Genomic DNA, 23,495 nt, shown 5'->3' with positions numbered 1-23,495 from the left:
TATTTTAGAGATTACCTCTTCTCGCTTGTTCTTTTTCTAAGGCTTCAAAAAGGGCTTTGAAATTACCTGCTCCAAAGCTCTGCGCTCCGTGTCTTTCAATAATTTCAAAGAAGAGTGTTGGGCGGTCTTCCACAGGTTTAGTAAATATTTGGAGAAGGTAGCCTTCCTCATCGTGGTCTATTAAGATGCCTAGTTCTTGTAATTTTTTAAGATCTTCGTCTATATGCCCCACACGCTCTGGCACCATTTCGTAATAGGCATTTGGTGGTGCTGATAGAAACTCTACCCCTCTAGCTTTAAGTTCGGAAACGGTTTTTATAATATCTTTGGTAGCGACTGCAATATGTTGTACCCCTTCGCCTTCGTAGAAGTCTAGATATTCTTCCACTTGAGATTTCTTTTTACCCTCGGCTGGTTCGTTAATTGGGAATTTAGCATAGCCATTACCATTTGCCATTACTTTAGACATCAACGCCGAATACTCCGTATTGATTTGCGTGTCATCAAAGCTAAGAATATTAACAAAGCCTAGCACCTCTTCGTACCACTTAACTACTGGGAGCATTCTGTTCCAACCTACATTTCCCACACAGTGGTCTACATAAAGTAAACCTACATCTGAAGGGTTATAATCGCTTTCCCATTTTTCGTATCCTGGCATAAATGGACCTGTGTAGTTTTTTCTTTCCACGAACATATGCACCGTTTCCCCATAAGTGTAGATGCCCGACATTCTTACTTCTCCGAACTCATCGGTAAGTGTAACGGGTTCCAGATAAGGTTTACCGCCTCTTTTGGTGGTTTCTTCAAATGCAGCGTAGGCATCATCTACCCAAAGTGCCAATACTTTAACCCCATCGCCGTGTTTTTTTTGGTGTTCACAGATAGGCGAGTTAGAGTTTAATCCAGAAGTTAAAACCAATCTGATTTTTCCTTGTTGTAAGACATAAGAAGCTCTATCTCTTATGCCCGTTTCTGGTCCAGCATAAGCTACGGACTGAAACCCAAACGCTGTTTTGTAGAAGTGAGCGGCTTGTTTGGCGTTACCTACATAAAGTTCTATGTAATCTGTCCCATTGATGGGTAAGAAATTTTGTGCTTTCGCAATTTTTTCAGCAAATGTTAGTTCCGACATATTTTTACTTTTTAGACATTTAATTTTGATGAGCCAAGATACAATTTTTTGGTTATTTGGGATAAATTTTACCTGCCGTTATTTATCCCAAATGCATCAAAGTATTTTTTCCTTGCAGACCTTCTGAAAAAACCTCGCACGAGATTGCAAAAAACCTCGCACGATTTTAATAAAAACGGTGCGAGGTTTTTATAAACTTCTCGCACCGTTTTTAGCAAGACCTCACTAGGTTTTGCATAACGCCCCTCCAAAGACCGCTTAAAGCCATACTAAGCTAGCATCTCTATAAAAATAGCGTCTGCCAACCTTTGGTTGGCAGACGCTCCATCTAAAAACAGGGGCGTTCCTATTTGCTATACTTCTCGTATTTTGCCGTTAAGAGCATACCGCGTAAATCTTCCCCTGGGCGAAACTGAATTTTAGCACTCTTAATACTAGCGGCGGTAACTTTATTGGCTTCGTCTTCGCCGTTAGACGAAATACCGACTTGAAAAGAACCAAAATCCCCCAACCTTACTATTTTGCCATCGGACAAGTGTTTGGATAGTAGCTTGGTGAGGTCATTAAGCACTGCCAGCACATCGGTATCGCTTACAGTGGTGGAGCCTTGGGCGATTTCTTTGCTTAAGGCTTTGAAGGTAATTTCGCCATCTGCTTTGGCATTGGCATACCACTTTTTCTCATCTCTTTTAGAGGGGTTTACCCTTTCTATTACATTGTACTTAATAGGCATAATAACTATTTTTAAAGATTAAACATTTTTTATGCATAGAGTTTTAGTTGGCTAATCCTTGATGCAGCGGACAGCTCCGGTGTTAGCCCGATTGGTTCCAATAGTCCCCTTACTAACACTACTCCACCTCGGATACGCTACCCAAGTGTGGACTTGAGATGCATTTATTGCACTACTTACCATGAAACTGGCAGCAGCATCAAAGATTGACCATTGGCTATTATAATATCGAGTCATAGGAGCCGTAATATGTAATATTCTCTCGTTCCACAATACATTACTGTCAGCTAAATCTTGACCTATCCCAGTAAAGGCTCTGTGAAAATCAACTATTTCTTGTAAATTAGGCACATGATACCCCCAAGGGCAAGGATTATTAGAACGGTTGGCTTGCCATAAATAATGATTGCTCGTTTGCTGATTTACAGATGGAATGACCCACGACCAATCAGATAGATTGTTGCCAATAAAAATGTTTGATCCTGCATTTGTCCAAGAAGAAGATATAGGACCATTACCCGTGTATTTTGGTGTCCCCTCTGTAGAGGAAATCCAATTCATCAGTTCGTGTCCATCTGCCTTCCGTTGCCATTGGAAGAGCGAACCATACGCTCGCCAGTCTTGTTTAATTTGGTTTGCCGTAGGGTATTCTAACGGTAGTCCTGTGTTAGTGTCTAAAGCTCCCCCTTGAGCAGCAGGGTCAAACCAAGTTGAGCCGTACTTGGCATACTCTGCCCCAAGATTATTTCCCAGCCATACCTTGCCGTCTGGACCTAGCACTGGCGTATAGATAAAATCGTGTTCTCTTTCATTAGTCCCATACCCTACACAAGAGGAAGTAGTCTTCCCAAGACATCGGTCGGGAATCCCTGTTACTGCATAAAGCTTATACTGAGTGTAGGTAGTAGAAAAAGCTCCCACATAACGGTTGGGGTAGCTGAAAGTGCCCATCAGCAAACCTTCCACATTGGTACCAAAGCCCATATTCATATCCAATTTCTTAATCAGCAAATCGCCGTCTAACGAACGAATGGTGGCTACAATGTAGGTGGTGGTAGGGGAGCAAAGTTGTTGTTCCCACGAAAAGCGGAGGACACGGCTGTTCCCGTCCTCCGTATAGGTGGTTGGTATGGTAATATCTGTACTATAAGCAGGAAGAATACCGTTGCCTTGTACTGTTACAGGAATACCGACCCGTAAGCCTGTGGTGGTGATTTTCCCTTGATGGTCTATTACCACGGGTTCTGGAATGCCGTCTGCTGCAATATTTCTCTGCCAAAGGGCAGATGAACGGGGGTTAATGTTGTAAGGGAAATAATCGGCATCGTAAATAGAAGCAATGCGTTTTTTCCCACTTTCCAATGTAACGCCGAAATACGCATCTAACGCCCGTAAGACCACTTGAGCTTTTACCACAAGTGGAAGAAACATCAGCACCAAGCTGTATAAATGGAATCTATTAGGTTTCATTATATTCTTTTTTTATCAGGTTAGCGTAAAAGTCTATTTATTAGATGGCGTCCCCCGTTACGGTTACCGAGGAACCCGTATCTTTGATAATGCCGATAGCCGAATATTGGGTTCTCGTTTTGGTTCCCCTTGCGGAAGCCCCCAAAACCGTTACCTGCCCCGTGTTGTTTTGAACAATCACACAACTGAAACCGACGGGCAAACTGTTTGGAACGCTAATGGTGGTAGGGGAGGTGCTGTCTACAAACACATAGCCGCCGTTATCTGTCTCCGTAAGGGTAACCGTTCCGCCTGAAGTCGTAACTCTACGAAACCCGCCCGTGGGTGTCCATTGGGTACCGTTCCATACCAATAGCTGCCCCGATTGAGGTGCAGTAGCAGAAACCGCAGAACCTTGGATTTTCGTTACTTTAGTTTCGTTGCTGTTCAAATTGGCGGTAACATCACCCGTTAAAGCCGCCCGTTGAAAGGAAGTCCCGCTTACTTTCACGGTTTCGGAATCGGTATAATCCTTTCGGGAAAGTTTTTGCCACGAGGAGCCATCAAAATAATAGTACCCTGCATCGGTAACATTCGCCGTTTGTCCCGATGGGGAGGTTTCCGCCTCCGTAACATAGACGATGGCGCCTTGCTGTTCTAGGGTATAAGTTTTAGCTTTTAGCTCCACTCCTTTTAAACGAGGGGGAATAATCCCATCAAGAGCATCGGTATCTGATGCTTTACCCACCACATCTAGCGTGGCTTTGGGGGTAGGAGTATTGATGCCCACTTGTGCCTGTAATGCCAAAGGCAGAAATACCGTGCATAATAAGTTTTTTTTCATAATGTTAAAGTTTATAGATGTTAAATTGTGAAGTTGTAAAAAAGTTTAAAGTTCTGGGGGCGTAGTTCAATAGCTCCGATGATTCCTTGAATTTTTGAACTTTAAACCTTAAACCCTTACCCCTTGAATATTTGAACTTTAAACCTTGAACTCTTGAACCAATGAGAAAACGCCTCCCCCCTCTCAACACACACAAAACGAGGAGGAAGGCTAAAACAGAAAGAACATAACGCTCCTCCTGTACGCTAGAAGCCTTAACTCCCAACCACCTATTCAGCTGATGAGAAAGACGGACTTCTAGCGGATATTTATGAAAACAAAACTTAGCGTATGATAAATGCCAAATGCCCCTAACGGAAGCTAGAGGAAAATTATTTACAATTGATGATAAAAATTTAGATAAAAAGTAGTATACTACGCGTATGCGTGTAACTCTTCTGTGTGTGTGTGTGTGTGTGTGTGTGTGTGTGTGTGTGTGTGTGTGTGTGTGTTTACACAATTATTTGGAACTACCAAATAATTTTGCAACTTTTTTACACTTGTTTGTATATGGTTGGTATTGTGTGTCATAAAAACTATGGCAAACATATCACCTTTTGCCAAAGTATGCAAGTTTTTTGGAGAAAATTACTAAAAAAGTCTTTTCGTCTAGTTACTCAAAGAGGTGTTATAATGTCTTGTATAAGAATAAAAAAAGTCGCATAAATACCATATTTATGCGACTTTTGTAGGATATAAATAGCTATCTAATGATGAATTTTATAGTCTTTGAGTCTGCTTTTAATAAATAAACTCCTTTTGTAAGATTAGAAACATCTATTTCATTAGAAGACTTAACTGATTTCACTTTCTTCCCTTCTGTACTGAAAATATCTATTTTATCATAATCGTTCCAATTAGAAAAATACAGTTTTCCTCCAGTTACTGGATTGGGATAAATACTCAAAATATTGTCTTTTTTAGATACTTCTTGGGTGGAAAGCTCTTTCTTCCAAATTAGATTAACCCACTCTGGGTGGTCTATAAAAGGGTTTCTATTGCCCTGATAATTGTAAACAGCATTATTTCTGTCTATTTCTCTTTTACTCACAGGGTCTTGGTTGTGCCAAGTGAGTAAAACTGCTAACTGCCAATCTTCTAAACCTTGTGTAGTGGTCCCATTAAGCATATCACCCGACTTGAAGTTAGGAATTCGTTTTTCGTACATTGTTACAAAATAGAATACCATTCTTGCTACATCGCCTTTAAACTCATCTATGGGTTCAAAAACTACCCCACTATAACCACTGGTACTATTTTCACCTAGTTTAGAACCATTCCTAGAAGTCCAAGTAGCGGTCTTTACTATACCAAATGGATAATTACTTCTTCTATTATTGACCAAATAGTCCGTTGGAACTACAAAATGAGCATCATGTTTCATAGGCGTAGGCTTTACATTAGAAAATAAACTCTGAGGTACTATATGTTCCCTATTGTAGCATCCTCCTTCTTTATTAGGACTATTACTACCACATTGATGATGTCTATAGTTATAAGTATATGAGTCTAATCCGTTAGGGTTTTCGGAGTAAATATCTAAAATTGTATTGTCGTTTTCGTAATACAAATCTCTGTCTGTAGTAGCGTAAGCTGTCCAAAGTCCAGAATACCCCTTATCTAGATGACCGTCAGCAATAATTTCGCTCAACTTACTTTTAAGAGTGTACCCCGAAAGTCCTTCTGCACTGTCATAATAACCATCTGGGATTTGAGCCAATCCGAATCCTCCTATCAGAAAAGCTACTATTAAATAAATATTCTTCATAACCTATTGAATTTAATCTTATACAAATTTAGTGATTATAAATTACTTATAGTTTAAGTAGTTCTTATTTATTTTTGAAAATATAAAAGAGATTAGCAATCCAAAAAATAAGGCTGTCCCTGTAACTATCAAATAGTTTCTTAATTCTATTTTTACAGGGAAGGGTAATAATTCCCCCGCTTTAAACAATCCCGTTTGGATTTGAAATAAACAAATTAAACTTCCTATAACAAGCCCCATAATAACACCAAAAATAACTACAAGACTTCCGGTATAGAAGTAAATTCTTCTCAGTTCCTGCTTGGTCATTCCCAAAGAAACTAAAGTTCTAGATTGTTCTTTTTTATCTAACTGAAGAATAATAATAGCTCCAGCCAAATTGAATGTTGTAATGAAAATTACCAGCCCGAAAATGAGATAAATCATCAATTTTTCGGTGTTTATCATCTTCCAAAAAGCAGCATTTTCTTCCTCTTTGGTACTTATTTTAACATTTGTAAGTCTGCCCTCTAAATCTTTTTTAATAAAGTTAGCATCAGTACTATCTTTCAGTTTAATCACAATGCTATAAGCGGTACCTTTGGGCAGGTTTAGAAGTTCCTGAGTCAGCTCTATAGGAGCTATAATATAACTATTAAGTTGGTCTTTACCATTAAAAACCCCCGTCACAAAAACTTCTTTTTTGTTAAATATATCAGACTCTTTGTTTATAATACCTTTCCCCGGCTTAGGCATAAAAAGTTGTGCATAATCTCTATCAGACCCCACAGGAATGGAAAGTCTAGAGTTAAGCCCATTCTCCATGATAATGTCATTGGTATAATCAAACGAAAGATAACTTCCGAAAAAAATACTATTCTGTATAGGATTAACTTTAGTGTAAACCGAATCTACGCCTCTTATATAGGCTATTTCTCCATTATTATTATAGTCTAGGTAGACCTTTTCTTCTATAATTTTAGAAAAAAATAATATGGATTGGTTCTGTTTTAATGCATCTGTGATTTTATCTATATTCTCTAAAGTCTTTCCACGAGTGCTAGTAATGGTTAAATCGGCGTGTAAATCTTCTACTAAATCCTTATTGAGTTCTTCTAAACCTGAAAAAACAGACACAATAATAAACATAGCTGCTACCGCCACCATCATAGCTATAGCTGCCAAACCAGTAATAAAACTTACTGCTTGGCTACCTTTTTTTGCCAACAAATAACGCTTTGCTATATAAAAAGGAGTGTTTTTCAATGTTTTACTTTTTAGAGTATAGGGTTATCTCCTTCTCCTTTTAGTTCTTTTTCTATTCTTTCTACTTCGTCTAAACTAGTGTCTAAATAAAAGCTTAACTGAGGAATTACACGAACCTGCTTTGCCATTTTATTGCCTATAAAATGACGATATTGAGATTTATTCGCCTCTATTTCTTTCATTATTGCTTCGCGATAATTCTGAGGAAAAATGCTTAGATAAATCTTAGCAATTCCTAAATCAGCTGTTACCTTTACATCAGAAACAGATATTAAAAATTGTGCTTTACTATCAGCCGCTTGTTTTCTAAAAAGCTCGGAAAAATCTTCCTGTATAATTTGAGCTATCTTTCTTTGTCTATTACTTTCCATAACTAGTGCAAAGTTAGTACATTTGTTTTAAATATACAGAAAATTGCCAAAGCGAACCTATAATAACAAAAGAGTTGTTTAGTATATAATTTTTTATTTTAACCATAGCATTAAATAAAAAACTGATAATAAAACAATTATATATCTATTACTTACTATACTTGCAGATTTTCAGTAAAAACACTTAAATAAAGTAATAAAAAATTTGGAGATTAAATAAAAAAGCGTATTTTTGCAAACACAAAATTCAACCACTGAATTTTATAGGTCCTATAGCTCAGTTGGTTAGAGCACCTGACTCATAATCAGGTGGTCCCTGGTTCGAGCCCAGGTGGGACCACGACTTTGAAAGTTCAAACAAATCGTTTGAACTTTTTTGTTTATATAATTAAAACTTTTTGGAAACTATAAAAATCTCTTTAATTTCGGCAAAACTTAGAAGTTTATTTTTTATTGGCTATTTGTTCTTTATATTTGTACGATATTTTCAGTACTGTGGAAGAAGAGGCTTTATTAGTTCTTATCGAAAAAGCAAAAAATAAGGATCAAAAATCCCAAACAAGGCTTATCAATAAGTTTTGGGTAAATGTGTTCTCCTTTGTGATGAAAAAAGTGAAGAATGAAACCGAAGCCGACGAAATTACAGTAAATGTATTCTCTAAAGTATTGTCAAAAATAGAGCTTTACGATCCTAATTTTCAATTCAAAACTTGGGTACTTACCATAGCACAAAATACTATAATAGATTATTGGAGAAAAAAAAGTAGAGACAGTGAAACACCAATAGAATATATGGAAGAGTTTAGAAATACCTTGGCTAAATCTCCCGAAGAATTGATGATTTCAGAAGAAGAAGATAAAGAAATTGTTAAAGCTATAGAAACTTTAGAGGCTAATTATCAAGAAATTATCAATCTGAGGTTTTTTGAAGAAAAGAGTATTAAAGAAATTTCGGATATACTGAATATTTCGGTTTCTAATGCCAAAGTAAGAATAATGAGAGCTAAAAAAGTACTAAAGGAATTACTCAAAAATAACATCAATGGAAAATAATATACAAGAAAACAATACTGTAACGCAAAAACCAAAATGGATAAGAGTAAAGCTACCCACTGGTAAAAACTACCGTGAGTTGAGAACTCTTGTAGACAAATATAAACTCAATACTATTTGCCAGAGTGGTTCTTGTCCTAATATGGGCGAATGTTGGGGAGAAGGTACCGCCACTTTTATGATTTTAGGAAATATTTGTACTAGAAGTTGTGGTTTTTGTGGAGTTAAAACAGGGAAGCCTTTAGATGTTAACTGGGACGAACCAGAGAAGGTAGCTCGTTCTATAAAACTTATGAAAATAAAACACGCTGTACTTACCTCCGTAGATAGAGATGATTTGAAGGATATGGGCTCTATCCTATGGGCTGAAACAGTAAATGCCGTTCGCAGAATTTCGCCAACTACCACTATGGAAACTCTTATTCCCGACTTTCAAGGGATTACAAAACATATAGATCGTATCGTAGAGGTAGCTCCAGAAGTGGTTTCTCACAATATGGAAACGGTAAAAAGACTTACCAGAGAAGTGAGAATACAAGCTAAATACGAAAGAAGTCTAGAGGTTTTAAGATATTTAAAAGAAGCAGGGCAACGCCGTACCAAAACAGGAATAATGCTAGGTTTAGGGGAAGAGAAAGATGAGGTGTTCCAAACTATTGAGGATATTAGAAATGCCAATGTAGATGTAATTACGCTTGGGCAATATTTACAACCTACAAAAAAACATTTGCCTGTAAAAAGATTTATCACACCAGAAGAGTTTGATGAATATGGAGCGTTTGCAAAGAGCCTAGGATTTCGCCATGTGGAGAGTTCTCCACTTGTGAGAAGTTCTTACCATGCGGAAAAGCACATCCATTAAGGTTTATATCGTTCCAAAGGAAATGTCAAATAGTAATTTTGAACTAGAGTTATCAGGTCTTCATTGGATAAACAATACCGACGACCCAACAGACCTTTGTGCTCATGGATATGTCTTCGTGAAAATAGGAAATGAAGTGGTTGCAAATAAAGATGATTTGGAAGTGGCTGTTAGCTCCACAGCATTATATCTGTTGAGAACCCTTAAAAATAATTATAAAAAAGAAGATTTTGAGAGTCAGTTGCTTCCTTGTTGTGGTCATTTTTTTGTAGCTGATACGGAGAATGATAGAGTTTTAATTGTAGGATGTCCAAATGGGATTGATTGGACTATCATTCACACTGATGATGGTAAAGTTAAACATATTACAGATAATGGCGAAGAAGCTGTAGTTGAAAGAGAAAGGTATAAAGAACTAGTTTTGAACTTTGCAGATAAAGTTGAAGATTTTTATAAATCAAGTTTACCAAAGATAATCCCAGCTGATGATTTGGAGAAAAAAGGATATTTAGCGTTTTGGAGAGAGTGGCAAAAATTGAGAGAAGAATGGAGGTAAGATTTAAACTAACAGAATACAAATAGTTAAATCCTAATGGAAAAACAAACTCAAATACAAGGAGAACTAGATATATTTATTGATAAAGAGGCTAATGAAGTTTTAATTCATGGAACTTCAAAAGGATTAAAGTCGTTCGCCAAAGTTCTTCTACAACTTGCTGAACTAAATCAAAGTGAGATAGATGATGTATCTCTACCTGTCGGAGCTCGGGAGCATTATCGTCTTATACCAAATGTAGATTTATCTAAAAGCTCTACCAATGTTATAGTTGGCAGACTTGATGCGAAGGGAAGTGGGGATTTTTATGAAAGATTCATCCCAAAGAAAAAACACTAAAAATTTGGAATTCGTTTTTAAAATTAAAAAAGGTGAAGCGTTAGCTTTCACCTTTTACGTTTTATAAATATGTGTAGTTTCTAGTTTTCTATAACTATTGTTTTTATCATTTTTTTATTTGCCTCCCATTCGGAGAATTGGTTGAGCTCTTTCATTAGGAGCGGAAGCACCAATGCCAAAATACCCATGTCGTCCACAACACCAATAGCAGGTATAAAATCTGGTAAAATGTCTATAGGCGAAATAATATAAACTAAGGCTATGGCGGGAAGTAAAACATTCTTAACCGAAGGTTTATATTGCTTGCTAATGATGGCTTTTATCATTCGTAAAAGTTCGGGCATTCTTCTTAAAAGCCCCTTATGCTGAAACAAAGCCAATCCCAAAAACTTTAATCTAGATTTCATTTTTTATATGATTAAATAATTCGGGAACAGAGTACTCAAAATCCGTTCCAAAATATTATTTGGCTATTGTTTCTACCAGTTGGTGTACAATGGCAGAATTCCAATCATTGGCGGTATCGTCCTTTTCTACAATTCTCCCCGTTTTGTCTATAATAAAAGTGGTAGGGAAGGATTTGGGCAGTAGCTTGTCCAAAATAGGGCTTTGGGCAATATAGACAGGAGCGGTATAGTGGTTATCTGCTAGAAATTTCTTCACTTTTTCCTCATCGTCTTGCATAGCGATAAGTACAAAACTCATTTTGTCGTTTTGTTTATCGTAGAGTTTTTGGATAGAACCCCATTCTGCACGGCAAGGTGGGCACCAGCTCCCCCAAAAGTTAAGAAACAGCGTTTTACCTTTAAAGTTTTTTAGATTGGTATCGGGTACATTCACACCTTTTAGACTAATGTCAAACTCTTCATCGGTAATGAGTAAAGCATTGTCTAGCTTCTCTATGGCTGGCTTCATAAGAAGCTGACTCCTCACAAAATCTCCGAATTTAGGAAATAAAAATACCGACAATAGCAAGGCGGTAAGTAGTAAGAAAATGAAATTCTTTTTTAGAAAATTCATAGCAGGTATATTTAATTAAATTATAGCAGTTCTAAAATTTCGTTTAGGGTATCTTTACCTTTGTTTTTGGCGTAATAGACTTGCAAATCGTTGTAAAATTGCTCTTTAGAATAAGTTTCAGGAGAGGCTTTAAACTTTTCAAATAGCTCTACACCATATTTAGGGCGAGGTCCCCAAGTTTTAATTACATTAAAGGTTTCATCTAAGATTAAGACTTTCGGGATAGACTTGCTTCCATTGGTTAAAAATTGGCTGATAAGGGAAGTGTCAGAATCTCTATAAAATAGTCTTACATCATTTCTGCCTTCAAAGAAACGAGCCAATACAGGCACAAGCTGACTGGCATCTCCACACCAAGGCTCCGAAATAATGAGTATTTTACCATTGAATTTCTTAGCTTCCAAAGTTTTGAAATCCTCATCCGTAGGTTTGAATACCTTTAGCATACGGTTCATTCTTTGGAGTCCCAGTTCGTAGTAAGGCTTTTTCTCTGCCTCTTCTTCTGTTTTGGGGTGGTCTATTCTGTGGTGAGTTTCTTCTAAATAAGCCTCAAAAGAAACGGCTTTGTCCCAATAGTTTTTCATAACTACCGTCTTCTTATTTGGTTGATTAAAAATAAGTCAGCAAGTACAAAAGCCGTGAGGTTTTCTACCACTGGTACTGCACGAGGAAGCACGCAAGGGTCGTGTCTGCCTTTGCCTTCCACCGTTACTTTATGGCCTAGTTTATCCACGCTTTCTTGCGGTCTTAAAATGGTTGCCACAGGCTTAAAAGCCACACGGAAATAAATATCCATTCCGTTGGAAATACCGCCTTGTATGCCACCTGATAGATTGGTTTTGGTAGAAAAATCAGTATTGAATAAATCGTTGTGTTCTTTACCCGTCATAGCAGCTCCGCAAAACCCACTGCCGTACTCGAAGCCTTTAGCTGCATTGATGTTGAGCATCGCCTTAGCAAGTTCTGCCTGAAGTTTGCCAAACACAGGTTCGCCTATGCCTACAGGTAGATTTTTAATCACGCAAGTAATGGTGCCTCCTATGGTGTTGCCTTCTTTTTTAATCTCTTTAATTCGGTTAATCATTTTCTTTGCGACATTCTCGTCTGGACAACGGATTTCGTTGCTTTCTGTTTTAGAAAAATCCAAATTTTGGTAAGGTTTTTCGCAAAAGATATTTCCTACAGAAGACACATAGGCGTGTATTTCCACCTCTTTAGGGAGAATATTTTTTGCTAAAGCTCCAGCGGCTACCCAATTGATGGTTTCTCTAGCCGAGGATTTGCCTCCGCCACGGTGATCTCTATGTCCGAATTTTTGGTCGTAAGTAAAGTCGGCGTGGCTAGGACGATAAGCTGCCGCTAAGTGGTCGTAATCTTTACTTTTTTGATTTTCATTTTCTATAATAAAACCGATTGGAGTGCCTGTGGTTTTGCCTTCAAAAATACCAGACAGAAATTTTACCGTGTCGCTTTCCTTTCTTTGGGTTACAATGGCAGACTGTCCAGGTTTTCTTCTGTCTAATTCTTTCTGTACGGCGTCTAAATCTACTTCTATCCCCGCAGGGAAATTGGTGATGATGCCTCCGTAAGCTAAACCGTGACTTTCTCCGAAGGTATTCAAAGAAAGAAAATTACCTAATTGATTATGCATATTGCAAAGTTAATATTTTATGAGGTTATAATTAAAAGATGTCTATTCTTTAGCTAAAGATTCAAATTCTACTAATACAGGGAAATGGTCGCTATAACCGCCCAAATACCTCGTCCCAGAGTAGGTTCTGAAAGGTCTATTTTTCATTTTATCCCAGTTTTTTATCTCGGTTGGACTAAATACCTCCGCTTTTTTATAGGTCAGCCCGAAGGCAGTTTGGAAAAAGTTTCTCGAAAACATAATTTGGTCAAACAACAATCCTTCTTTTTTGTGATAAGTGGAGTAGTCCCCTAAATAATACAATGCCGAAAACGGATTGTGTAATAGTTCTAAAATCCCCTCGTGGTAAGTAAACTGAATGAGGTTGTCTTCGTTAGGGTTTTCATTAAAATCTCCTAATACGAGTACTGCTTCTTTATCTTTGATGATGATGTTTTCTATCAAAGTATTGATTTTTTCTAAAATCTCATTTCGTTTAGGGAGGTTGATGTCTTGCTCTCTTTTGGAAGGCAAATGCATCACAAAACAATGGAGTGTTTCTCCGTTATATTCTAATACAGAATGTAGTACATCTCTGGTGGTGTCTTCATAAAGTTCTCCTTGTTCGTTTTTCATTTCAAACTTAAACCTGATGGGTTCAGAGTGCTTCACTGTGATTTTGTTCTTGTCATAAAGAAGAGCGACATCTATGCCTCTTTCGTCAGGAGATTCGTAGTGCAGGTAGTGATAGTTTCCACCAAAAACAGGTTTAGCTAATAGGTCTTCTAGCACTGTTTTGTTTCCTATTTCGGCTAGTCCCACTAACATAGGAAGTGTCTTGTGGTATTGATTTATAAGCTCAAAAATGTGTGCAGTTTTATGGAGTTTATTGTGATATTTGTAATTATCCCAATGGGGTAAATATGGTGTGTGTGGTGGGAAAAAATTCTCCACATTATAAAAAGCAACAATTTCTTTTTTTGTGTTCATTGTTTAAAAGACTTTGGTGGTCTTATGATTGAATGAAAAGTTTAAAAAAGCTCTCAAATCATCGAGAGCTTTTTCAGTTTGATTATTTCTTTTCTGGGATATTGGCTAAAATTTCTTTCAGAAACTTCCAAAACTTCTGTGTTGAAGAAATACTCGCTCTTTCATCAGGAGAGTGAGCCCCTTTGATGGTTGGTCCAAAGCTTACCATTTCCATTTTAGGGTAATTAGCACCAATAATTCCGCACTCAAGTCCAGCGTGGCAAGCCACTACATTAGGTTTAGAATTAAATTCTCTTTGGTAGATTTCTTCCATTACTTTAATGATTTCAGCTCCTGGCTTTGGCTTCCACCCAGGATATGAACCACTAAATTTCACTTCCATTCCTGCCAGTTCAAAACTTGCTCGGAGTTGGTTGGCTACTGCCAACTTGCTAGACTCCACAGATGAGCGAGAAAGGTTGAGGATTTGTAAAGCTCCATCTTTGAGTTCCACTCTAGCGATATTATTAGAAGCCTCCACCAAGTCTTCTACATCTGGAGACATACGGTAAACGCCATTGTGAGCAGCATTAAGTGCTAAAATAACTTTAGTACTATCTTCTACGCTTAGAGCGTTACCTTCTATATCATAAGATTCTATACTGATATTTAAGTCTTTTTCTAGTGTAGCAAATTCTTCTAATATTTCAGACTTTAAAGTTTCAAATTCGGTAGAAAATGCTTCTTTATTAGCAACTAAAATAGACACGCTACCTTCTCTTGGGATAGCATTTCTAAGGCTTCCTGCGTCTATACTTACTAATCTAGGCTCGTGAGCAACGGCTAACATTAAGAATCTTGCCAAAATCTTGTTAGCGTTACCTAAACCTTTATGTATATCCATTCCAGAATGTCCACCTTTAAGACCTTTTACGGTAATTCTAAAGCTTTTTTCTGTTACTTTTTGAGTGTCGTATTTCTGAGTAGCGGTAACATCTATCCCTCCAGCACAGCCTATGTCTATCTCGTCGTCTTCCTCTGTATCTAGGTTGAGGAGAATCTCTCCATTCAGAGTGTTAGGCTCTAGCCCAAACGCTCCAGTCATACCTGTTTCTTCATCTATTGTAAATAGAGCTTCTAGTGCAGGGTGGGCAATATTAGTACTTTCTAGAATACTCATCATTGCTGCAACGCCTAGTCCATTATCCGCTCCTAGAGTGGTGCCTTTGGCTCTTACCCAATCGCCATCTACATACATTTCAATTCCTTGGTTGTCAAAATCAAAATTAACATCGTTGTTTTTTTGACAAACCATATCTAAGTGAGATTGGAGTACAATAGGTTGTCTGTTCTCCATACCTTGTGTGGCTGGTTTTCTAATAATAACATTTCCTGTTTTATCCACAGAAGTTTCTAAGCCTAGGTTTTCTCCAAAATTTTTGATGAAATTTATAACCCTTTCTTCCTTTTTAGAAGGTCTAGGGACTGCATTAAGAGCAGTGAAATTTTTCCAAATTATTTGTGGTTCTATTTGTGATAAACTCATAATTGATATATCTTTTTTTATTTTTCCAAAGTTACAAAAATCCGTTGATGTTCGGAAGTTCTAGTTGAAATAAGGCGAGACCAAGCGATTAGTTCAGTGAAACATCTTCTGGTGTATTTGCCCAAATTAGATGAAGTCCACCCAAATTTTCCATAATATTCTTCCAAAGAGTATGGCTGAAACTTGCGGTTAAATCTATTTCATAGTTTTCTATGGGAATCCAATATTTATTCTCTATTTCTGTGTCCAATTGCATAGCTCCCCAACCAGAGTAACCATAGAATATTTTTATGTCCTCAGGAACGATGGTTCCCATCATGATTGCACCGATGACTTTAGAAGCATTTTCTGTAAAGGTGTAGCCCTCTGTAATCTTTTCGGCGTCTAGGGCAGGTCCGTTTCCTTTAATAATAAAAAACATTTGAGTAGTACCCACAGGACCACCTGAATAAACTTCTATCTTCGGCGATAAAGATTTTTGAAAATGATGACTTAATACAGAGTTTTTCTTGTTGAGAATAAGTCCAAACGCTCCTTCTTCATCGTGATTTATGATTAAAACGACCGAACGAGAAAATATATCCCCAGAAACATCAGGAGTAGAAATTAAAATTTTACCTTTGTAAGACCGATTCATAACCCAAAAGTAAGTAAAATTTATGGAAAATCTACACGATAAAAGAAAAGTTTATGATAAAGGGGCTTTGTTAGAAGAACAAGTGAAACCTAACCCAATAGAGCAGTTTAGAGATTGGTTTTCTGATGCTGAGGAACACCCTGCCATTGCTGAGGCTAATGCTATGAGTATTTCTACCATAGATAAAGACGGTTGTCCTAGGACAAGAATGGTATTGCTAAAAGCGTACACTTGGGAAGGTTTTATTTTTTATACCAACTATGATAGCCAAAAAGGAAAAGCCATAGAGGAGCATCATAAGGCATGTTTACATTTCTTTTATCCACCGCTAGAGCGTCAAGTTATCATTAAAGCCAATATAGAACGCTTGGCAGAAAATTTAAGTGATGGTTATTTCCACTCTCGTCCTAGAGGAAGCCAGTTGGGAGCGGTAGTATCGCCACAAAGTCAAGTGATACCCGATAGAACCTTTCTAGAAAATAAACTTCAATTATTGGAAAAAGAACTAGAAGGAAAAGAAATCCCAAGACCCGAAAATTGGGGTGGCTACTTGGCAAAACCTTACGAAATAGAATTTTGGCAAGGAAGACCTAACCGCTTACACGATAGAATAGTCTATAAATTAACCGATGATTTTGACTGGCAAATAGTTAGATTAGCACCTTAAAAATTTGAGTATCCAATCAAAATAATGTAGATTTGGTATTATCTGTATAATTAAAATTTATTTTTATGAAATATAAATTGTTTTCTTTAGCACTAGCTTTCGGTCTTTTTGGAAATGCGTCAGCACAGGAAACTCAAAAAAACTCGGACGAAATATTGGTTAAGCTATCTAATTTACCATTGCATTGCATACGCTGTGAGTATCCTAACAAAACAGGACATATGATAAATGGGGAGCAAGATGTTGTTTTAACGCCTCGCCAATTACACCCTGTATTTTATGGTTGTTTAGATTGGCATAGTAGTGTTCACGGGCACTGGATGTTAGTGAAACTCATTAAAACAAGACCTGATATTTCTAATTATCAAGAAATTGTGAAAATATTAGATGAGTCTTTCAATTTAGAAAAGATAGAAGCAGAGGCCAATTATTTTAATAAATACAAAGGTTCTAATGTATTTGAACGGACTTATGGTTGGGCGTGGCTACTGAAATTAGACCAAGAATTAGCTACATGGGATAGTCCTCTAGGGAAACAATGGCACGAAAAACTGCAACCATTAACACGAAAAATAGTCTCTCTTTGGAAAGATTATTTACCCAAACAGACTTATCCTAATAGAGTAGGGATGCACCCTAACACAGCGTTTGCTCTTGGTTTTGCGATTGATTGGGCTAGAGCAACAAATAATAGCGTTTTTGAACAAGAATTGATACAAAAATCAAAGCAATTTTTTTGGGAAGACCGTCTAATTCCAGCTCATTTAGAACCTAATGGCTCGGATTTTTTCTCTCCAAGTTTAGAAACGGCAGCATTGATGTCTAGAATTTTACCTCAAAAGGAATATGTAAAGTGGCTTGACCAATTTTTTGATAAAAGAGGAGTGGAGAACATTATTAAAGCTCCCATTATTAGTGATGTTAAAGATTATCAAATAGTACATTTAGTAGGGCTTTCGTTTTCTAAATCATGGTGTATGAAGCGTATTTCTAAAGCACTTCCGAAGAACCACCCTCTAAAAGAGAAATTTAAAGTAGCTTCTAAAGAATTGTTATCTAACGGACTGCCTCTGATTTTTGAAAGTGATTACGGTGGTGACCACTGGCTAGCATCTTTTGCTTTAATGGCTATGGAGGAATAGAAACTAGATTTATATAATATCTCAAAAAGCCTTTTCATCTTTTGAGGAGCTTTTTTTATATGGTGAAAATTTTGTTACAAAATAAAAGTCGCTTCTGTAAAACAAAAGCGACCTATTATTTCGTTGATGAAATAAATTATTTTTTCTTAGCACCTGCTACAGCGTCAGCAAGTTCAGAACCAGCTTTAAATTTAGCTACTTTTTTAGCAGGGATTTTAATAGCTTTCTTAGTTGCAGGGTTGATACCTTGTCTAGCAGCTCTTTCAGCTACAGAAAAAGTTCCAAAACCAACTAGAGAAACCTTGCCATCTTTTTTCTTAAGAGTTTCAGTTACAGCGTTAACAAAAGATTCTAGAGCTTTCTTAGCAGCAGCTTTTGTAATTTCGGCATCTTTCGCCATTACGTCGATTAATTCAGACTTGTTCATAATGTTATAATTAAAAGTTAAGTTCTTATTGATAGCAAATATAAAAGTTTTTTTGAAGTTTACAAATTTTTTATAGAAAAATAATTTTAAATTGATAAAATCTACCTTTTTTCTTCCGAATATTTTAAACTCATTTTTTGTTTTATATAAGCTTTGTATGCTGTGTTTTATTTTTAAATATTTGCTTTATAGTAGTTTAATTATATTTAATTTAATTGTTGTTAAATTGAATAATACAAAAAAATACCACATCTAAAAATAGAGACTGTTTTGATAATTTGGTTTAAATTTGCAGCATGTTAATAGAAGTATTTAAATCAAAGATTCATAGAGTAAAGGTGACAGAGTCTGACCTTAACTATATGGGTAGTATTACAATAGATGAGGAGCTTATAGAAGCAGCAGGTATTGTAGTTGGTGAAAGAGTTTATATTGTAAATGTGAACAATGGGGAGCGTTTTGATACCTATGTAATTAAAGGTAAGAGGAAATCTGGAGAAGTTTGCCTCAATGGTCCTGCGGCGAGAAAGGTGCAGAAGGGAGATATTATCATCATTATTTCTTATGCACAGATGACTCCAGAAGAAGCACAGAATTTCCAACCTAAAATCGTTTTCCCTAACGAAGAAACTAATCTACTTACTTAGATGATAGCTAAAAATAATAATAATCTGCTTAAAACACTACTTACCATAGTTATATCTGTTGGTTTTGCGGGATTGTTTATGTGGTTGGCTGTAAAAGGGTTAGATTTAGAAAGTATTAAGCAATCTCTTGCCAAAGCAAATTATTTTTGGGTAGCAGTGGCCGCTTTTTTTGGAGTATTGGCGTATTGGGTAAGAGCGATACGCTGGAATTTACTGCTAGAACCTATGGGATATACTATTTCTAATGCCAATGCACTTTGGACTTTATCCTTTGGTTATTTAATGAATCTTACCATTCCTAGAAGTGGCGAAGTAGCAAGAGCGACCGCCCTCTATGGTGTTGAAAGAGTGCCTGTGGATAAATCGTTTGGGACTATTATTTTAGAGAGAGTCGTAGATTTAGTGTGTATGGGGCTTTTTTTAGCGTTGGCTCTATTGTTTAAATACGATGCTATACTTTCTTTCTACAAAATGGCGTCGGCACAAAAACAAGAACAGCAATCCTTACAAGAAGGGAACTCATATAGTATGGTTATTTCTTTAGTTTTATTGATGTTGGGTGCTTTGTTTTTAATTCTTTTTAGAAAAAAAATACAGCAGACTACAATATATCAGAAAGTAATCGGTTTTATTAAAGGAATTATCGATGGGCTAAAGACTATCTTTCAAATCAGACAAAGGTTGAAGTTTATCCTTTTATCTTTAGGAATTTGGGGGTGCTACTATCTGGCGGCGTATTTGGTTTGTTTTGCTTTGCCCGAAACTTCTAACTTAGGTATAGCAGATGGTTTCTTTATTATTGTGGTAGGAACATTAGGAATGATGGTTCCCGCAAGTGGTGGGATAGGAGCTTTCCATTTCGCTCTTAAGATAGGGTTTATGGCGTTGTTTCTATCGTTTGGGTTGTCGCCAGAAAAAGGTGGCGAGATAGGTTTGTCTTATGCATTTATATCTCATACGATGCAGTTGGTAATTATGCTAGTGATGGGACTTATCGCAATTCCTATGTTAGCGAAGGCTAAGAAAATAGCATTCAAATAATGATTTAATATTTTGAAAAAGGGATTTTTATTTTTAGGATTAGTTATAAGCGTGTTGGTATCAGCTCAAGACGGTACTACGGTTTATAATTTTCTCAATATGCCCTTTTCTGCAAGACAAGCTGTTTTAGGAGAGGCGGTTTCGGTAAGAGATTACGACCAAAACTTGGCGGCAGTTAATCCAGCGTTGCTTAATGTGGAGATGGATTCTAGGCTATCGGTAAACTACGCTAGCTATTTGGCAGGGGCTCATTATGGTACAGTGAGTTATGCTAAAGATTTGGAGTATGGACATTTAGTTTCTGCCAATGTAAGGTATTTGGATTATGGTAATATGCCTAGAACAGATGAGTTTGGGAATATCAATGGCGATTTTTCTGCGATGGACGCCTCTTTAGGTTTGGGTTATGCTTATCAGTTTGAAGATAATTGGACGATAGGCTCTAACCTTAATTTAGCAACTTCCAAAATAGATAATTATAATTCTATGGCGGTAGTTGGGAGTCTAGGAGTGGCTTATCACAATGATAAATCTAAAGAAACAGTAGGTCTGGTAATAAGAAACTTTGGCTATCAATTCAAGACTTATAATGGTGTTAGGGAAAAGCTGCCATTGAGGATAGATTTAGGCTACACCAAACAACTAGACGAATTTCCTTTAGCGTTTACCATTACCGCACAAAATCTCCAAAAATGGAATGTTTCTCAAGATTACAACAGAAACGGACAAGAAACTAAATGGACGAGGAAATTGTTTGACCACTTTTCGTTTGGAGCGGAGCTATTTCCTGAACAAAGTTTTAACCTTCGTTTAGGATATAATGTGAAACGAGGGAATGAATTAAGTATAGAGGAACAAAGGAGTTTCACAGGATTATCTTTCGGATTTGGATTAAAGGTGTCTTACTTCCGTTTTGATTATACTCACAGCCGCTATCATAATGCGTCTAACTTTAATTTGTTGGGTGTTTCGTTGGACTTAGTAGAGTTAAGTGGCTACAGAAGATAATAAAAATTAAAAACAACTATGATGACAAAATTACCCGTAATCGCTATAGATGGCTATTCTTCTACAGGGAAAAGTTCTATTTCTAAGGAAATAGCTAAAAGATTGGGGATTATCCATTTAGATACAGGAGCTTTGTATAGAGCTATTACTTATTTTGCCCTTCAGAACTGCCCTTCTACTGATGGGTTTGATTCTGTTGCTTTGGTGGAGCAGTTGCCTAATATTCATTTAGAATTTAAAGAAGAACAGCACCAGTTATCTCTTTTCCTTAATGGGGAGAATGTGGCAGAGAAAATTCGCTCTATGGAGGTAAATCAAAGAGTAAGTGATGTTGCTAAAATGCCTGAAGTAAGAAACTTTCTGTTACAAACCCAAAGGGATATTGCGGCTAACGGAGGTGTAGTGATGGACGGTAGGGATATAGGCAGTGTGGTGCTTCCGAATGCTGATTATAAGTTTTTCCTCACAGCGAGTGTTGAAGAAAGAACTAAACGAAGATTTCTAGAACTAAAGGCTTCTGGGACAGAAACTACAATGGACGAAGTGAGAACCAACCTTATTGAACGAGATAAAAAAGACTCAGAGAGGGCGGTGGCTCCTTTAATCCAAACAGAAGATGCTATTTGTATAGACAATACCAATTTAGACAAGGAACAAACGATAGAAGCTATCTTAAGCTATATTAAAAAATAAAAAAGAGAGGTTCTTCCTCTCTTTTGTGTTTATGATAAGTATTGGTCTAGCGTTCTTTTAGCCGAAGCAACATCGTGTACTCGCAGAATACTAGCCCCTTGTTGGAGCACTTTTAGATGCAGTTGTTGCGTTTCTTTGTCTATTTCCAAGGGCGATTTTTCCAAAGGTTTATAGATAAATGATTTTCTAGAGATGCCAATTAGTATAGGGTATCTTCCAAATCCGATGTGTTCTACCTCGTCTATCATTGTCATTTGGTCTTCTATGGTTTTGCCGAACCCAAATCCAGGGTCTAGTATCACATCGTGAATGCCTAGTGCTTTCAACTGATTTATTTTTTCGGAAAAATAGAAATTGATACTTTTAGTAATATCATCGTAGGCTATTTTCTCGTGCATAGTTTGATATTCTGGGTTAATATGCATCAGTACATAAGGGAGTTTTAGCTGGGCTACAGTTTCCGATACTTTGGGGTCAAACTGTCCACCAGAAATATCATTGATGAGGTCTATACCTGCCTCGTAACCAAAACGCATTACTTCACTATAAAAAGTGTCTAAAGAAATAAGTGCTTCGGGGAATTCTTTTTTTATAAGACTGATGAGTTTTCCTATGCGTTTAATTTCCTCTTGTGCCGAAATTAGTTGAGCATTAGAGCGTGTAGATTGAGCTCCCAAATCAATAAACGAAGCCCCTTCTTTAAGCATTTTTTCAGTTTGAATTAAAGCGGAAGTTTCTGTATTAAATTTTCCGCCATCAGAAAAAGAATCTGGGGTAAGGTTAAGGATTCCCATAATTTTGGGAGTAGAAAAATCTACAAGTCTTCCCCGACAGTTGATAGAGTGAGTTTTCATACCAACAAATGTACATAAAAACATTTTTCTCCCAAAAACTTGCATACTTCCGCAAAAGATAATATGTTTGCCATAGTTTTTATGATACGCAATACCAGTAACATACAAAAAAGTGAAAAAAAGTGGTACAAAAATTTGGTAGTTCCAAATAATTGTGTAAACACACACACACACACACACACAGAATAGTTGCGTGCGTACGCGTATTATACTACTTTTTATCTAGATTTTTATCATCAATTATAAATAATGTGCCTCCAATCTTCGTTGGGGGCGTTTGGTGTTTAGCACACGCTAAGTTTTGTTTTCATAAATATCCGCTAGAAGTTAGTCTTTTTCATAAGCTGAATGGGTTGTTTTGGTTAGGGGCTTCTAGCCTACAGAAGGGGTATTTTGCTCGTTCTGTTTTAGCCTTCATCCTCGTTTTGTGTGTGTTGAGAGGGGGGAGGCGTTTTCTCATTGGTTCAAGAGTTCAAGGTTTAAAGTTCAAATATTCAAGGTTCAAGTGTTCAAGGTTGAATAAGCGTACATATCCCTTAAACCTTAAACATAGAACCTTGAACAGCTGAACCTCCAACCTCTAATATCCACTAACAACTTAACCATTAGCAATTTTACAACTTCACAATTTAACGACTTAACAACTAACAATTAAAATCTAAATCTTATGTCAATCAAGTACAAAGTAATTCAGAAAGGGCAACCTGGGGTTGCTGGTGGAGGCGAGAAGAAATATTACGCCTCTGCAAACACGGTAAGCGAGAAAACTTTAGCAGGACTTACCAAAGACATCGAGAAAATTTCCACCGTAAGCGGTGCC

The 23,495-nt window shown here is 36.9% G+C and carries 26 protein-coding genes, 1 tRNA gene and 1 pseudogene; 12 read left to right on the top strand and 16 right to left on the bottom strand.

Features of this window, described 5'->3' with window-relative positions; all coding sequences use genetic code 11:
* Positions 1-4: 4 nt before the first annotated feature.
* The 7 genes from hppD to rbfA form a co-directional block, all read right to left on the bottom strand.
* The gene (gene hppD / locus D1003_RS09850) at positions 5-1,135 is read right to left on the bottom strand and encodes a 4-hydroxyphenylpyruvate dioxygenase (RefSeq protein WP_153936829.1); all 1,131 of its coding nucleotides are present in this window, start codon (positions 1,133-1,135) and stop codon (positions 5-7) included.
* Between the two features lie 346 nt (positions 1,136-1,481).
* Positions 1,482-1,868, bottom strand: coding sequence for an HU family DNA-binding protein (locus tag D1003_RS09845; protein WP_153936827.1), 387 nt, complete (start codon positions 1,866-1,868; stop codon positions 1,482-1,484).
* A 51-nt stretch (positions 1,869-1,919) separates the two neighbouring features.
* On the bottom strand, positions 1,920-3,338 hold the full coding sequence (locus D1003_RS09840; protein WP_153936825.1) for a hypothetical protein: 1,419 nt from the start codon (positions 3,336-3,338) through the stop codon (positions 1,920-1,922).
* 40 nt (positions 3,339-3,378) lie between these two features.
* On the bottom strand, positions 3,379-4,161 hold the full coding sequence (locus tag D1003_RS09835; protein WP_153936823.1) for a hypothetical protein: 783 nt from the start codon (positions 4,159-4,161) through the stop codon (positions 3,379-3,381).
* A gap of 742 nt (positions 4,162-4,903) precedes the next feature.
* A complete protein-coding gene (locus D1003_RS09830) occupies positions 4,904-5,968 on the bottom strand; it encodes an endonuclease (protein WP_153936821.1) in 1,065 nt (354 codons plus the stop codon).
* 42 nt (positions 5,969-6,010) lie between these two features.
* The gene (locus tag D1003_RS09825) at positions 6,011-7,213 is read right to left on the bottom strand and encodes an ABC transporter permease (RefSeq protein ID WP_153936819.1); all 1,203 of its coding nucleotides are present in this window, start codon (positions 7,211-7,213) and stop codon (positions 6,011-6,013) included.
* 11 nt (positions 7,214-7,224) lie between these two features.
* Positions 7,225-7,584, bottom strand: a complete 360-nt coding sequence (rbfA, locus tag D1003_RS09820) for a 30S ribosome-binding factor RbfA (RefSeq protein WP_153936817.1) — start codon at positions 7,582-7,584, stop codon at positions 7,225-7,227.
* A gap of 266 nt (positions 7,585-7,850) precedes the next feature.
* Between rbfA and D1003_RS09815 the strand changes: the two genes are divergently transcribed.
* From D1003_RS09815 to D1003_RS09795, 5 genes are all read left to right on the top strand, one after another.
* Positions 7,851-7,924, top strand: a tRNA-Ile gene (locus tag D1003_RS09815).
* A gap of 155 nt (positions 7,925-8,079) precedes the next feature.
* Positions 8,080-8,637 carry an RNA polymerase sigma factor gene (locus D1003_RS09810; RefSeq protein ID WP_079206492.1) on the top strand — a complete coding sequence of 186 codons (558 nt, stop codon included), beginning with the start codon at positions 8,080-8,082 and terminating at the stop codon, positions 8,635-8,637.
* Complete coding sequence (gene lipA / locus D1003_RS09805) at positions 8,627-9,499, top strand: lipoyl synthase (protein WP_153936813.1); 873 nt, start codon at positions 8,627-8,629, stop codon at positions 9,497-9,499. Before D1003_RS09810 ends, lipA begins: the two co-directional genes overlap by 11 nt.
* 22 nt (positions 9,500-9,521) lie before the next feature.
* Positions 9,522-10,055 carry a hypothetical protein gene (locus D1003_RS09800; protein WP_153936811.1) on the top strand — a complete coding sequence of 178 codons (534 nt, stop codon included), beginning with the start codon at positions 9,522-9,524 and terminating at the stop codon, positions 10,053-10,055.
* Positions 10,056-10,091: 36 nt separating this feature from the next.
* A complete protein-coding gene (locus D1003_RS09795) occupies positions 10,092-10,394 on the top strand; it encodes a hypothetical protein (protein ID WP_153936809.1) in 303 nt (100 codons plus the stop codon).
* 80 nt (positions 10,395-10,474) lie between these two features.
* Here the strand turns inward: D1003_RS09795 and D1003_RS09790 are convergent, their stop codons facing one another.
* From D1003_RS09790 to D1003_RS09760, 7 genes are all read right to left on the bottom strand, one after another.
* Positions 10,475-10,801 carry a YkvA family protein gene (locus D1003_RS09790; RefSeq protein ID WP_004920296.1) on the bottom strand — a complete coding sequence of 109 codons (327 nt, stop codon included), beginning with the start codon at positions 10,799-10,801 and terminating at the stop codon, positions 10,475-10,477.
* A gap of 55 nt (positions 10,802-10,856) precedes the next feature.
* Positions 10,857-11,414, bottom strand: a complete 558-nt coding sequence (locus D1003_RS09785) for a TlpA disulfide reductase family protein (protein ID WP_153936807.1) — start codon at positions 11,412-11,414, stop codon at positions 10,857-10,859.
* A 20-nt stretch (positions 11,415-11,434) separates the two neighbouring features.
* The gene (locus D1003_RS09780; RefSeq protein WP_153936805.1) at positions 11,435-11,998 is read right to left on the bottom strand and encodes a thioredoxin family protein; all 564 of its coding nucleotides are present in this window, start codon (positions 11,996-11,998) and stop codon (positions 11,435-11,437) included.
* 2 nt (positions 11,999-12,000) lie between these two features.
* Positions 12,001-13,065, bottom strand: a complete 1,065-nt coding sequence (aroC, locus tag D1003_RS09775; RefSeq protein ID WP_153936804.1) for a chorismate synthase — start codon at positions 13,063-13,065, stop codon at positions 12,001-12,003.
* 42 nt (positions 13,066-13,107) lie between these two features.
* The gene (locus D1003_RS09770) at positions 13,108-14,034 is read right to left on the bottom strand and encodes an endonuclease/exonuclease/phosphatase family protein (protein ID WP_153936802.1); all 927 of its coding nucleotides are present in this window, start codon (positions 14,032-14,034) and stop codon (positions 13,108-13,110) included.
* A gap of 82 nt (positions 14,035-14,116) precedes the next feature.
* A complete protein-coding gene (locus tag D1003_RS09765) occupies positions 14,117-15,559 on the bottom strand; it encodes an aminoacyl-histidine dipeptidase (protein WP_153936800.1) in 1,443 nt (480 codons plus the stop codon).
* Between the two features lie 88 nt (positions 15,560-15,647).
* Positions 15,648-16,196 (bottom strand): YqgE/AlgH family protein, encoded by a 549-nt coding sequence (locus D1003_RS09760; protein WP_153936798.1) that lies wholly within the window; start codon positions 16,194-16,196, stop codon positions 15,648-15,650.
* A gap of 22 nt (positions 16,197-16,218) precedes the next feature.
* Here D1003_RS09760 and pdxH point away from each other — a divergent pair, with 22 nt between their 5' ends.
* Positions 16,219-16,863 carry a pyridoxamine 5'-phosphate oxidase gene (pdxH, locus tag D1003_RS09755; RefSeq protein ID WP_153936796.1) on the top strand — a complete coding sequence of 215 codons (645 nt, stop codon included), beginning with the start codon at positions 16,219-16,221 and terminating at the stop codon, positions 16,861-16,863.
* 65 nt (positions 16,864-16,928) lie between these two features.
* Entirely contained in the window at positions 16,929-18,005 is a 1,077-nt protein-coding gene (locus D1003_RS09750; protein WP_153936794.1) for a DUF2891 domain-containing protein, read from the top strand.
* A 136-nt stretch (positions 18,006-18,141) separates the two neighbouring features.
* Here the strand turns inward: D1003_RS09750 and D1003_RS09745 are convergent, their stop codons facing one another.
* A complete protein-coding gene (locus D1003_RS09745; RefSeq protein WP_013446831.1) occupies positions 18,142-18,432 on the bottom strand; it encodes an HU family DNA-binding protein in 291 nt (96 codons plus the stop codon).
* A 296-nt stretch (positions 18,433-18,728) separates the two neighbouring features.
* Between D1003_RS09745 and panD the strand changes: the two genes are divergently transcribed.
* The 4 genes from panD to cmk are packed head-to-tail and all read left to right on the top strand — an operon-like array spanning position 18,729 to position 21,821.
* Complete coding sequence (gene panD, locus D1003_RS09740) at positions 18,729-19,079, top strand: aspartate 1-decarboxylase (protein WP_038694027.1); 351 nt, start codon at positions 18,729-18,731, stop codon at positions 19,077-19,079.
* Positions 19,080-20,120: a lysylphosphatidylglycerol synthase transmembrane domain-containing protein gene (locus D1003_RS09735; RefSeq protein ID WP_153936792.1), complete on the top strand. Its 1,041-nt coding sequence runs from the start codon at positions 19,080-19,082 to the stop codon at positions 20,118-20,120.
* A gap of 12 nt (positions 20,121-20,132) precedes the next feature.
* Complete coding sequence (porQ, locus tag D1003_RS09730) at positions 20,133-21,128, top strand: type IX secretion system protein PorQ (RefSeq protein WP_153936790.1); 996 nt, start codon at positions 20,133-20,135, stop codon at positions 21,126-21,128.
* A 21-nt stretch (positions 21,129-21,149) separates the two neighbouring features.
* Positions 21,150-21,821 carry a (d)CMP kinase gene (gene cmk, locus D1003_RS09725; protein ID WP_153936874.1) on the top strand — a complete coding sequence of 224 codons (672 nt, stop codon included), beginning with the start codon at positions 21,150-21,152 and terminating at the stop codon, positions 21,819-21,821.
* A gap of 29 nt (positions 21,822-21,850) precedes the next feature.
* Here cmk and folP read toward each other — a convergent pair whose 3' ends face one another.
* Positions 21,851-22,675, bottom strand: coding sequence for a dihydropteroate synthase (gene folP, locus D1003_RS09720; RefSeq protein ID WP_153936788.1), 825 nt, complete (start codon positions 22,673-22,675; stop codon positions 21,851-21,853).
* Positions 22,676-23,342: 667 nt separating this feature from the next.
* On the opposite strand from folP, the pseudogene D1003_RS11325 reads away from it, so the two are divergent.
* A pseudogene (locus D1003_RS11325) lies at positions 23,343-23,495 on the top strand (DNA-binding protein); the annotation flags it as partial.

Origin of the sequence: Riemerella anatipestifer, assembly GCF_009663465.1 — a bacterium.
In the GTDB taxonomy this organism is placed as follows: domain Bacteria; phylum Bacteroidota; class Bacteroidia; order Flavobacteriales; family Weeksellaceae; genus Riemerella; species Riemerella anatipestifer_C.
Note: the sequence above shows the minus strand (reverse complement) of the source record. Positions and strands in the feature narration are given on the sequence as shown.

Coding starts and splice junctions, on each gene's coding strand:
- hppD (WP_153936829.1), bottom strand. CDS start 1,135: ATGTCGGAACTAACATTTGCTGAAAAAATTGCGAAAGCACAAAATTTC.
- D1003_RS09845 (WP_153936827.1), bottom strand. CDS start 1,868: ATGCCTATTAAGTACAATGTAATAGAAAGGGTAAACCCCTCTAAAAGA.
- D1003_RS09840 (WP_153936825.1), bottom strand. CDS start 3,338: ATGAAACCTAATAGATTCCATTTATACAGCTTGGTGCTGATGTTTCTT.
- D1003_RS09835 (WP_153936823.1), bottom strand. CDS start 4,161: ATGAAAAAAAACTTATTATGCACGGTATTTCTGCCTTTGGCATTACAG.
- D1003_RS09830 (WP_153936821.1), bottom strand. CDS start 5,968: ATGAAGAATATTTATTTAATAGTAGCTTTTCTGATAGGAGGATTCGGA.
- rbfA (WP_153936817.1), bottom strand. CDS start 7,584: ATGGAAAGTAATAGACAAAGAAAGATAGCTCAAATTATACAGGAAGAT.
- lipA (WP_153936813.1), top strand. CDS start 8,627: ATGGAAAATAATATACAAGAAAACAATACTGTAACGCAAAAACCAAAA.
- D1003_RS09800 (WP_153936811.1), top strand. CDS start 9,522: ATGTCAAATAGTAATTTTGAACTAGAGTTATCAGGTCTTCATTGGATA.
- D1003_RS09795 (WP_153936809.1), top strand. CDS start 10,092: ATGGAAAAACAAACTCAAATACAAGGAGAACTAGATATATTTATTGAT.
- D1003_RS09790 (WP_004920296.1), bottom strand. CDS start 10,801: ATGAAATCTAGATTAAAGTTTTTGGGATTGGCTTTGTTTCAGCATAAG.
- D1003_RS09785 (WP_153936807.1), bottom strand. CDS start 11,414: ATGAATTTTCTAAAAAAGAATTTCATTTTCTTACTACTTACCGCCTTG.
- D1003_RS09780 (WP_153936805.1), bottom strand. CDS start 11,998: ATGAAAAACTATTGGGACAAAGCCGTTTCTTTTGAGGCTTATTTAGAA.
- aroC (WP_153936804.1), bottom strand. CDS start 13,065: ATGCATAATCAATTAGGTAATTTTCTTTCTTTGAATACCTTCGGAGAA.
- D1003_RS09770 (WP_153936802.1), bottom strand. CDS start 14,034: ATGAACACAAAAAAAGAAATTGTTGCTTTTTATAATGTGGAGAATTTT.
- D1003_RS09765 (WP_153936800.1), bottom strand. CDS start 15,559: ATGAGTTTATCACAAATAGAACCACAAATAATTTGGAAAAATTTCACT.
- D1003_RS09760 (WP_153936798.1), bottom strand. CDS start 16,196: ATGAATCGGTCTTACAAAGGTAAAATTTTAATTTCTACTCCTGATGTT.
- pdxH (WP_153936796.1), top strand. CDS start 16,219: ATGGAAAATCTACACGATAAAAGAAAAGTTTATGATAAAGGGGCTTTG.
- D1003_RS09750 (WP_153936794.1), top strand. CDS start 16,929: ATGAAATATAAATTGTTTTCTTTAGCACTAGCTTTCGGTCTTTTTGGA.
- D1003_RS09745 (WP_013446831.1), bottom strand. CDS start 18,432: ATGAACAAGTCTGAATTAATCGACGTAATGGCGAAAGATGCCGAAATT.
- panD (WP_038694027.1), top strand. CDS start 18,729: ATGTTAATAGAAGTATTTAAATCAAAGATTCATAGAGTAAAGGTGACA.
- D1003_RS09735 (WP_153936792.1), top strand. CDS start 19,080: ATGATAGCTAAAAATAATAATAATCTGCTTAAAACACTACTTACCATA.
- cmk (WP_153936874.1), top strand. CDS start 21,150: ATGACAAAATTACCCGTAATCGCTATAGATGGCTATTCTTCTACAGGG.
- folP (WP_153936788.1), bottom strand. CDS start 22,675: ATGAAAACTCACTCTATCAACTGTCGGGGAAGACTTGTAGATTTTTCT.